This is a genomic window from Flavobacterium sp. (assembly GCF_027531905.1).
Classification (GTDB): domain Bacteria; phylum Bacteroidota; class Bacteroidia; order Flavobacteriales; family Flavobacteriaceae; genus Flavobacterium.
Genome location: NZ_JAPZSU010000020.1, coordinates 67,089 through 76,080, shown reverse-complemented (window position 1 = coordinate 76,080; position 8,992 = coordinate 67,089). Strand labels below are relative to the sequence as shown.

At 36.8% G+C, this 8,992-nt stretch carries 7 protein-coding genes and 1 tRNA gene; 6 read left to right on the top strand and 2 right to left on the bottom strand.

The genetic code is table 11. From position 1 onward, the window contains the following. Positions 1-122: 122 nt before the first annotated feature. The 3 genes from O9307_RS06350 (at position 123) to O9307_RS06340 (ending at position 2,930) form a co-directional block, all read left to right on the top strand. On the top strand, positions 123-584 hold the full coding sequence (locus tag O9307_RS06350; protein ID WP_366100149.1) for a RagB/SusD family nutrient uptake outer membrane protein: 462 nt from the start codon (positions 123-125) through the stop codon (positions 582-584). A 373-nt stretch (positions 585-957) separates the two neighbouring features. Further along, the gene (locus O9307_RS06345; protein WP_298296530.1) at positions 958-2,781 is read left to right on the top strand and encodes a hypothetical protein; all 1,824 of its coding nucleotides are present in this window, start codon (positions 958-960) and stop codon (positions 2,779-2,781) included. Further along, positions 2,778-2,930 (top strand): hypothetical protein, encoded by a 153-nt coding sequence (locus tag O9307_RS06340; protein ID WP_298296527.1) that lies wholly within the window; start codon positions 2,778-2,780, stop codon positions 2,928-2,930. The genes O9307_RS06345 and O9307_RS06340 overlap by 4 nt, the downstream gene beginning before the upstream one ends. 139 nt (positions 2,931-3,069) lie before the next feature. Here O9307_RS06340 and O9307_RS06335 read toward each other — a convergent pair. Continuing rightward, positions 3,070-3,149: transfer RNA gene (locus tag O9307_RS06335), tRNA-Leu, on the bottom strand. A gap of 282 nt (positions 3,150-3,431) precedes the next feature. On the opposite strand from O9307_RS06335, the gene O9307_RS06330 reads away from it, so the two are divergent. The 3 genes from O9307_RS06330 to pth all read left to right on the top strand — a co-directional run bounded on the left by O9307_RS06330 (position 3,432) and on the right by pth (position 6,222). Next, positions 3,432-4,373 (top strand): ribose-phosphate pyrophosphokinase, encoded by a 942-nt coding sequence (locus tag O9307_RS06330; RefSeq protein WP_298296524.1) that lies wholly within the window; start codon positions 3,432-3,434, stop codon positions 4,371-4,373. A 118-nt stretch (positions 4,374-4,491) separates the two neighbouring features. Further along, positions 4,492-5,103 carry a 50S ribosomal protein L25/general stress protein Ctc gene (locus O9307_RS06325; protein ID WP_298296521.1) on the top strand — a complete coding sequence of 204 codons (612 nt, stop codon included), beginning with the start codon at positions 4,492-4,494 and terminating at the stop codon, positions 5,101-5,103. Positions 5,104-5,610: 507 nt separating this feature from the next. Next, positions 5,611-6,222: an aminoacyl-tRNA hydrolase gene (gene pth / locus O9307_RS06320; protein WP_298296536.1), complete on the top strand. Its 612-nt coding sequence runs from the start codon at positions 5,611-5,613 to the stop codon at positions 6,220-6,222. Positions 6,223-6,279: 57 nt separating this feature from the next. Here pth and O9307_RS06315 read toward each other — a convergent pair whose 3' ends face one another. Next, positions 6,280-8,937: a reprolysin-like metallopeptidase gene (locus O9307_RS06315; protein ID WP_298296518.1), complete on the bottom strand. Its 2,658-nt coding sequence runs from the start codon at positions 8,935-8,937 to the stop codon at positions 6,280-6,282. Between the last annotated feature and the right edge of the window lie 55 nt (positions 8,938-8,992).

The window sequence follows — 8,992 nt, the reverse complement described above, 5'->3', positions numbered from 1 at the left end:
GAAATTCTATGGCGAAGAATAAAATATCAATGGTTAGATTTTGATGCTTATAAATCATTCGAAAACCTCAAAGAAAAATTAAATTTTGTCCTGACTAATTTTGGAACTAAATACGACATTAAATTTTAACCATTACTTATAACACCGAAACACAAACAAACAAAGCTTGGATTATTTCTCGTTTAGGCGAAATTTACCTTAATTATGCTGAAGCACAATTCAAACTTGGTAACGAGAGCACCGCTATTCAGTACTTAAATTTAATCAGACGACGTGCAGGAATAACAACACCCTTAGCAGGACTAACTGGCACATCCTTAGAAAATAAAATCCGCAATGAAAGACAAGTAGAATTATGCTTAGAAGGACACCGATATTACGATGTTCGTCGTTGGAAAATTGCCCAAATAACAGAGAACAAACCTTTGATGGGAGTGATTATTACTAAAAATAGTAACGGAACAAGAACATTCACTTACAAAAAAGTTCAAGACAGAATTTTTAAACCTGAACACTATTTATTACCTATTCCAAGAGACGAAATAAACAGAACTGGTCTTGTTCAAAATCCAGGTTATAATTAATAAAATCATTTTACCCCAAATTCCCATTGGTAATAAAAATTAACTTTATAAACCGATGATCACTCAAACCCACCATATAATTTGTGTGGGTTTGTCTATTAAAATTTGCCACAATACACAAGTAAAACCTAAGGCCAAGAAGGATACTATTCAATGATCTTCTATAACTTTAAAGTAAATTAAAACTACATGCCTTACCTTTTTATAACTAAGCATTGGCGTGAAAAACTTGGATTAAACAAGAAAAAACGTATTCTTTGTCTTGGCCAAAACAACAAATCAAGCAAACATCTTATAATTAATAACAATACACTAACAAAATAAATTAATGAACCAATCTCTCAAGACAAAACGACACTATTTTTTACTTGCCATGGTTACTTTTTGTTTCATAATAAATCAATCATTTGCGCAAAAAGACCGTCGATGGCAAATCGAACAAGACGGTTCAATTTCTTGGCAAATCAACAATAACTCCATCCCTCATGACGATCATATAGAAATGAGTGGAAAAAAAATTTCCTGCGTCCTTCGGTATGGTGTAGCAGCCGATGGCTCTTTTCATGCCACGCGTAGCTTAGTTTGGCCTATGCTAAGAACAATTCCTAATAACACCCATGCAAGCCTTACACGACAATTTTCTCAAGATGCTTTCGATTTGGTAACCGTAAATTACAAACCAATTACGTCTGAAAAAGTAATTGCATTAACACTTAATGGAACATTGCTAGTTAAGAGTATAGCCGGCAATACACTTGAACTAACCCGACAATTTTTTCCATCAACAACCTTAGCGGGCTATTCCGAAATTTATTCCATAAAAAACATTTCGAAAAAAACCTGCGTCATAGAAATCCCAAAATCAAATATGCTTTACACCTCCGATCCTACAAAAGGAACAGAAGGCAGTTACAACTTGCATGTAGATCTTTATAATGACGGCAATTTTAATCTTAAACCAAATGAAGTCATAACTTTTTCCGTTTTTTACTCAGGAGTTAAAGCAAATGAACAGCCACCTAAAGCAAATGCAGAGATTGAAAAAAACAAACGCCTTGCTTTAGTGCATGAACTTTCCAATAAATTGATTCTAGAGACACCCGATCCAGTATTAAATACAGAATTTAACTTTGCCAAATTACGCGCTTCCGAAAGTATTTTCGAAACCAAAGGAGGAGCCATGCATGGACCAGGAGGTGAATCTTATTACGCGGCAATTTGGGCCAACGACCAAGCCGAATACATCGGCCCTTTTTTCCCTTATCTTGGGTATGACTATGGAAATCAAGCAGCATTAAATGCCTATATTCAATTCTCAAAATATATGAATACTGAATACAAACCCATTCCAAGTTCAATCGTTGCCGAAGGAACAGATATATGGGATGGTGCGGGTGACCGTGGTGATGCCGCAATGATTGCTTATGGGGCAGCGCGCTACTCCCTTGCAAGAGGAAATATAAATGAAGCCAAACAATTATGGCCATTGATTCAATGGTGCTTGGAGTATTGCCATAGAAAATTAAACCCGGAAGGTGTAGTAACTTCCGATTCTGATGAACTCGAAGGTCGTTTTCCTTCCGGAAAGGCAAACCTTAACACCTCTTCCTTATATTTTGACGCGCTTCATTCAGCAATATATCTAGGTGCATCCCTAGGAAAAGACCCAGCACAACTTCAAACCTATAAAGCTCAAGCTAAAAAATTAAAAACAGCTATTGAAAACTATTTTGGTTCTAATGTCGAAGGGTTCGCAACCTATAAATACTACAAAGAGAATGATATTCTTAGAGCATGGATATGTACCCCACTTGCCATGGATATTTATGATAGAAAAGAAGGAACGATAGCTGCGTTATTTTCTCAAAGATTATGGACTCAAGATGGTCTTGCGAGCGTTGCGGGTGACAAAACATTTTGGGACCGATCAACTTTATATGCATTAAGGGGAGTTTTGGCTGCAGGAGAAACAGAAAAAGCTCTGGATTTTTTACATTACTATTCTAATCGCCGATTATTGGGCGAGCATGTTCCATATCCTGTAGAAGCTTACCCAGAAGGTGATCAACGACATCTTTCAGCAGAGAGAGCGGCTTATATTGTAGAATTTTTACCGAAGGATTGTTTGGCATCCGACCTACAGGTTTGCAAAGCTTTAACTTCACTCCACGCCTTCCTAAATCTTGGCCCTCCATGAAACTTCGACATATTCATGCATTCGAACGTGATTTTGATATGACCGTTGAACGAATAGGTAAAAAGCTTAAGATCACGATAGCTGATGGTCAAAAAATAATAACCAATACATTGATTAAAGACGGAGATAAGATTAATGTCAATCTATAATAAAACAACCAGCTTTCTATTAAAAAAGAAAAAAAAGGGATAATCACCAACTTTTGAACTTGATCCCCACTTTCTCCCCTTTTTCGTCCACAATAAAAATAAAAAAACCTCCTAATCAATCGATTAGGAGGTTTTTAAGTACCCGGAGCCGGAGTCGAACCGGCACGGTTTCCCACAGGTGTTTGAGACCAGCGCGTCTACCAATTCCGCCATCCGGGCTTAGCAGACTGAAATAACAACAGTTATTTCTCGCAATAAAGAGATATTTAGTGGTAGCTAAGTATCTTTTTCTTTAACACGGTGCAAATGTAAAAAATAAAATTAAATCTTCAACAAAAAATACTTAATTTTTTCCTTTCAGTGTTGAATAAATTTTATAAATTTGCACCTCGTTAAAACGACACACACTAACTAACTACTCCCGAGGCAAATACAGCGACAACGCTTTAATTGATTATTAAAGTCCCATTGTAAGCGCAGCGGAATTAAACAACAAATTACATGTCACACCTAGAACCAGAAGCTAAAATTTTTGCGTGTTCACAAAGTGTATATCTTGCAGAGCAAATTGCAAAAAATTACGGAATTCCTTTAGGAAAAGTTACCTTAGCTAAGTACAGCGACGGAGAATTTCAACCTTCCTACGAAGAGTCAATTAGAGGATTACGTGTTTTTATCGTATGTTCTACATTTCCAACGGCAGACAATTTGATGGAATTATTAATGATGATTGATGCAGCCAAAAGAGCTTCAGCAAGACACATTACAGCAGTAATTCCTTATTTTGGTTGGGCTAGACAAGACCGAAAAGACAAACCAAGAGTTCCAATTGGAGCTAAATTAGTAGCTAATTTATTAGATGCTGCAGGGGCAACCCGAATTATGACCATGGATTTGCACGCGGATCAAATTCAAGGATTCTTTGAAAAACCGGTAGATCATTTATTCGCTTCCACGATCTTTTTACCTTATGTAAAAAGTCTAGGACTAGAAAACTTGACCATTGCCTCTCCAGATATGGGAGGTTCAAAAAGAGCTTATGCCTATTCTAAATTCCTAGAATCAGACGTAGTTATTTGTTACAAACAAAGAAAAATAGCTAACGTAATTGATACCATGGAATTGATTGGTGAAGTAAAAGGAAGAAATGTAATTCTAGTAGACGACATGATCGACACTGGAGGAACATTGGCAAAAGCAGCCGATTTGATGATTGAAAAAGGTGCTTTGAGCGTAAGAGCCATTTGTACACACGCAATTTTGTCTGGTAGCGCTTACGAAAAAATAGAAAATTCAAAACTAAGCGAGTTAATCGTTTCGGATTCTATTCCATTAAGAAAAGAATCTAATAAAATTAAAGTGTTGAGTTGTGCACCACTTTTTGCAGAAGTAATGCATATGGTACACCACAACAATTCCATTAGTGGGAAATTTATAATGTAGCATTAGTGAATAGCACTTAGTCATTAGTAATTAGCAAGAAAACAAGGCTAATCACTAATAACCAATTACTAATCACTCCAAAAGAAGAGTTTAATTAATAACTATATAAATATTTACAATGAAATCGATTACAATTAAAGGATCAGAAAGAGAAAGCGTGGGCAAAGTGTCAACTAAAGCCTTACGTAATGCTGGAGCGGTTCCTTGCGTGTTATACGGAGGAAATCAAGCGGTGCATTTCTCAGCAGAAGAAAAAGCTTTCAAAAACTTGGTTTACACTCCAAACGCACACACAGTTGTGATTGAACTTGGAAATGGTAAATCTTTCAATGCTGTGTTACAAGATATTCAAGTACACCCAGTATCTGACAAAATCTTACACATCGATTTTTTCCAAATCCACGAGGATAAAGAAATCACAATCGAAGTTCCTGTAAAAATCATTGGTAACTCTAAAGGAGTTATGGCAGGTGGTGATTTGCGTATGAACAACCGTAAATTGAAAGTAAAAGCTTTACCAAAAAATCTTCCTGATTATGTTGAAGCTGACATTACTCCATTAGACATGGGTAACAAATTGTATGTAACTAAAGTACCTACACCAAACTTCAAGATCATGCACCCAGACAACACTGTTATCTGTCAAGTGAAGATTTCTCGTGCGGCTATGAAAGCAGCTCAAGAAGCAGCAAAAGCAGCAAAAGCTCCTGCAAAAGGAAAGAAAAAATAATTTTTTTTCGATCATTATATCAAAGCGTCAGTTACACAACTGGCGCTTTTTTTTATCTGAACTTATTTCAAATTCCATAATTCTACAAAGGAGCACACCTCCCTTCTATTAATCACGAATCCTCCTGCTGTACGCTGTATCTTTACTGCCGAACCCCGTCAGCAAAGGATGCCGCTCCCATCAGGGCTACACTACACGATCAATATCCTTAAGTTAAGGATTAAACTAGGAAATTGATTGCTGATTTTTGATTAACGATTTTTGATTGCTGATGATAAAACATGAAAATCATTTGATTTTTATTCACTTGCACCAAAATCTAAAATCAAGAATCGTTAATCTTCTATCTAAAATCTCTCAACTTAATACTATTGACTACACGACTCCTTTCCATAACAATTACAGACTTTCCATTTAACTTCTGCACTAAATACACTATTTTTGCAGCTTCATAAAATAGATTCAAGTTTTGTTTCTATCACGAAAAAAGCAGTGATACAAAGCAAAATAAAACCAGTGGTTCACGAACACCAAAAAAATATAGAGAAAGTGAGTAAAAAGTTTTTAATAGTAGGATTAGGTAACATCGGCGCTGAATATGTCAATACCCGTCACAATATTGGTTTCAAAGTACTCGACTTTTTGGCTAAAAAAGAAAGTCTAGATTTTCAAACCGTAAAACTTGGGGCTTTGGCAGAATACAAGTTCAAAGGGCGAACTTTCTTGCTTTTGAAACCCAATACCTATATGAATTTGAGTGGCAAAGCCGTAAAATACTGGATGGACCAAGAAAACATTCCTTTAGAAAACATAATGGTCATTACAGATGACCTTAACCTCTCTTTCGGAACCATCCGCATCAAAGGCAAAGGAAGCGACGGCGGCCACAACGGATTAAAAAACATCAATCTTATCTTAAACACCCAAAATTACACTCGTTTCCGTTTTGGCATCAGCGACCAATTCAAAAAAGGACAACAAGTAGATTATGTTTTAGGAGAATGGGACGAACAAGAAAAAACAGCGCTTCCTGAACGATTAGAAATAAGTACAGAAATTATTAAATCGTTTGGCACCGCTGGACTTAACAATACGATGAATGGCTTCAACGGAAAATAAAAAAAGGGAAACAAAATAACGTTTCCCTTTTCTGTTTTATAAAGACCTAAAAAACAGCTATTGAATGACTATTTTCTTTACTTCTTTTCTGTCACCATCTTCGACAGTTACTATATATACTCCTGCCATTATTGCCTTTAAGTCAATGGTCTCACTAAAATTGGTCGTTTTACCATATTGTTTTTGATATACTTTTCGCCCTAACAAATCTGCTACCGAAACCTCCACAGGCAAATTAGATATACTAGAAAATTCAACTTTAAAACTACCGTTAGAAGGAATAGGAAACAATTTGAGATCAGCAATGCCCAACGCTTTTGTACCTAGCGTCGCTTTTAGGGTACAAATTCTCACCGAAGCCGAAGTAATAGAACCACCATCGTTTTTATAAGCATCTCTCACTCGTAAAAGCCATGTCCCCGCAGAATTTTGACCATTAAAACCACTTAATGCATCATTAGGCTTGATTATCTGCAAAGCACTATTGGCACAATCTAAAACTTCTCCACTATCAACAATTTTTAATGTTAATGGGGTTTTAGAATCACCACAAACTCTTTGCAACAATCGAACCGTAGTATTTTGGGGACTTACAATTTCTAACTCTACATCGGACATAAAAGAATGAGACAAAGCAACCTCAACCTCAACATTAGTAATTATTCCTAAATCAGCTGGGGCTTCAATTTGCCTTGTGGTGTAAGTGTTTACCCCATCTGGAATAGTAATTGGCGTTGTAAAAGGATAAGAGTTACAAGCCGTAACGGTAGTATAGCCAATTGCAAAAGAAATTGGATTTATTGAATAAAAAATAGAATTGGTCGGCTCTACCAAAACCCTACACTTTAAAGCACTTACCTCAGGCACAACAATCGACTGAGACCCGTCGTTGGGTGTATTGGAAATCAAGGTAATTGGAAAAGTGAGTCCGTCATCCGTAGACAACTTGATATTTACATTAGATGCTCCAGGCAAAGCATTGGCGCCATTTACATTCCAAGTAATGGTTTGAGTAGCCCCTTGAATCCAGCTCAAATCCGTAGTAGCTTGAGAAGTCACCTCAAAAGGACCTGTTGTATTACTCACATTTACCAACATTTGATCGGAGGCGGTTTGTCCTGAACCCAAAGCAGCATTATCTCTTGCGGTGAAAACAAAACTCATTGTCCTACCAATGCTACTCAATGATTCCCAAGAACTGATGAATTTATTGATTAAAACTTTATCATAAGAAGGGAAATAACGAACTAAAGAAGCCGTTGGCAAAATAGAACGAAACAAAGGGCCGTCAGCCTTATCAGCTAGCGCTAAACTATTCGCTCCAAATGTTGTAATCGCAGAATCATTTTGCTCCCATACGTAAGTAAAAGCACTTGTTGTAGTGCCGCTTGTAGTTCCTTTCAACACAAATGGAGTGCTTTTAGGAATCGTATAATCAGGTCCTGCATTTACTCCAAAAACAGCCGTGGTTATAGCTGTTGGAACAGGACATGTTTTGGTAGCTAGATTTTCTTGAATTTGTTTAATACTAACAAATGCAAAGTAATCATCAGAATTGGATTGCACATCATAGTCAGTAATACCTGCATACCCCATGACAGTCGAACCACTTCCAGGCTCTACATTCGTTCCGGTATCTTCAATATCATGCGAAAAAGTATGGGTAGCACCTAGCTGATGCCCAAATTCATGCGCCACAAAATCGATATCAAATGTATCTCCTTCAGGTTTATTATTTGACGGAGAAGTATAGGCACTTCCTTTACCTGAGTTACACACACAGCCTATACAACCAGCATCTCCGCCCCCACCAGAAGCTCCAAATAAATGACCAATGTCATAATTTGATTCACCAATAACACTTGTTAAAGTTGTTTGTAGCTCTTGATTCCATTCAGTAGGTGCTTTTCCTCCAGTTACTGCTGTATAAGGATCGGTTGCTGCATTCGTATAAATCACCTTACTGTTATCTGCAATGATAACCAATTTTAAAGCCAAATCCCTATTAAAAACCCCATTGACTCTTGTCATGGTAGCATTCATAGCGGCCAAAGCACCTTGCACAGTTCCCTTATGATAAGCTGTATATTCGCCGGTACAAGACAAGGCCAATCGCATGGTTCGAAAAACACGATCACTCGACGCAGTAATCGTTGACTTAGACAGTAAGCTTGTAGTCAAAACTTTTTCTTCTGTAGTACAACTCAGAGGTAATTCGCCTTTGGCATTTTTATCAGATTGATACAACACATACTTTTGAGTTTCGCCTTTTATGGGTTCCATAAATTCTGCAGGTTGACCATTGTTACGCAAAACCATCGTTTGAACCCCGTAGTCTGAAACACTAAAATAAACGGTTGCATTGGGATCCGTAATACCTTTTCCACTAAATGATTGAATATTGGGAAATTGCGCCTGTAAAATCGGATCAAAATTAGAAGATTCCCAGACTAAAAAACGTTCTATTTTTCCAAAAATATTCGGCAAACTTATTTCTTCTGTCGCTTGTTCGTAAGTTTTTCCTTTTACTGAGCTTAAAGTTGATATGAAAACTTTGTTGTTCAATTCATACAAACTTTCATTTTCTCTTTCTGCTTGGGACAAACTCCGACTAGAAATAGAAGCTTTCGAAATAGGTTTCCAAAACACACTATTTTGGGCTTGAGCAAAAACAGCAACACAAAATAGAACTAAAAAAAGTATCTTTTTTTTCATTAAATGGTGATTTTGAGGTATTAAAGTTACTACATTTATCTTGATCGTTTCTAGC

What these genes read in the sequence shown, in the direction of transcription:
- O9307_RS06345 (WP_298296530.1), top strand. Translation starts at nt 958, where the DNA reads ATGGTTACTTTTTGTTTCATAATAAATCAATCATTTGCGCAAAAAGAC.
- O9307_RS06340 (WP_298296527.1), top strand. Translation starts at nt 2,778, where the DNA reads ATGAAACTTCGACATATTCATGCATTCGAACGTGATTTTGATATGACC.
- O9307_RS06330 (WP_298296524.1), top strand. Translation starts at nt 3,432, where the DNA reads ATGTCACACCTAGAACCAGAAGCTAAAATTTTTGCGTGTTCACAAAGT.
- O9307_RS06325 (WP_298296521.1), top strand. Translation starts at nt 4,492, where the DNA reads ATGAAATCGATTACAATTAAAGGATCAGAAAGAGAAAGCGTGGGCAAA.
- O9307_RS06315 (WP_298296518.1), bottom strand. Translation starts at nt 8,937, where the DNA reads ATGAAAAAAAAGATACTTTTTTTAGTTCTATTTTGTGTTGCTGTTTTT.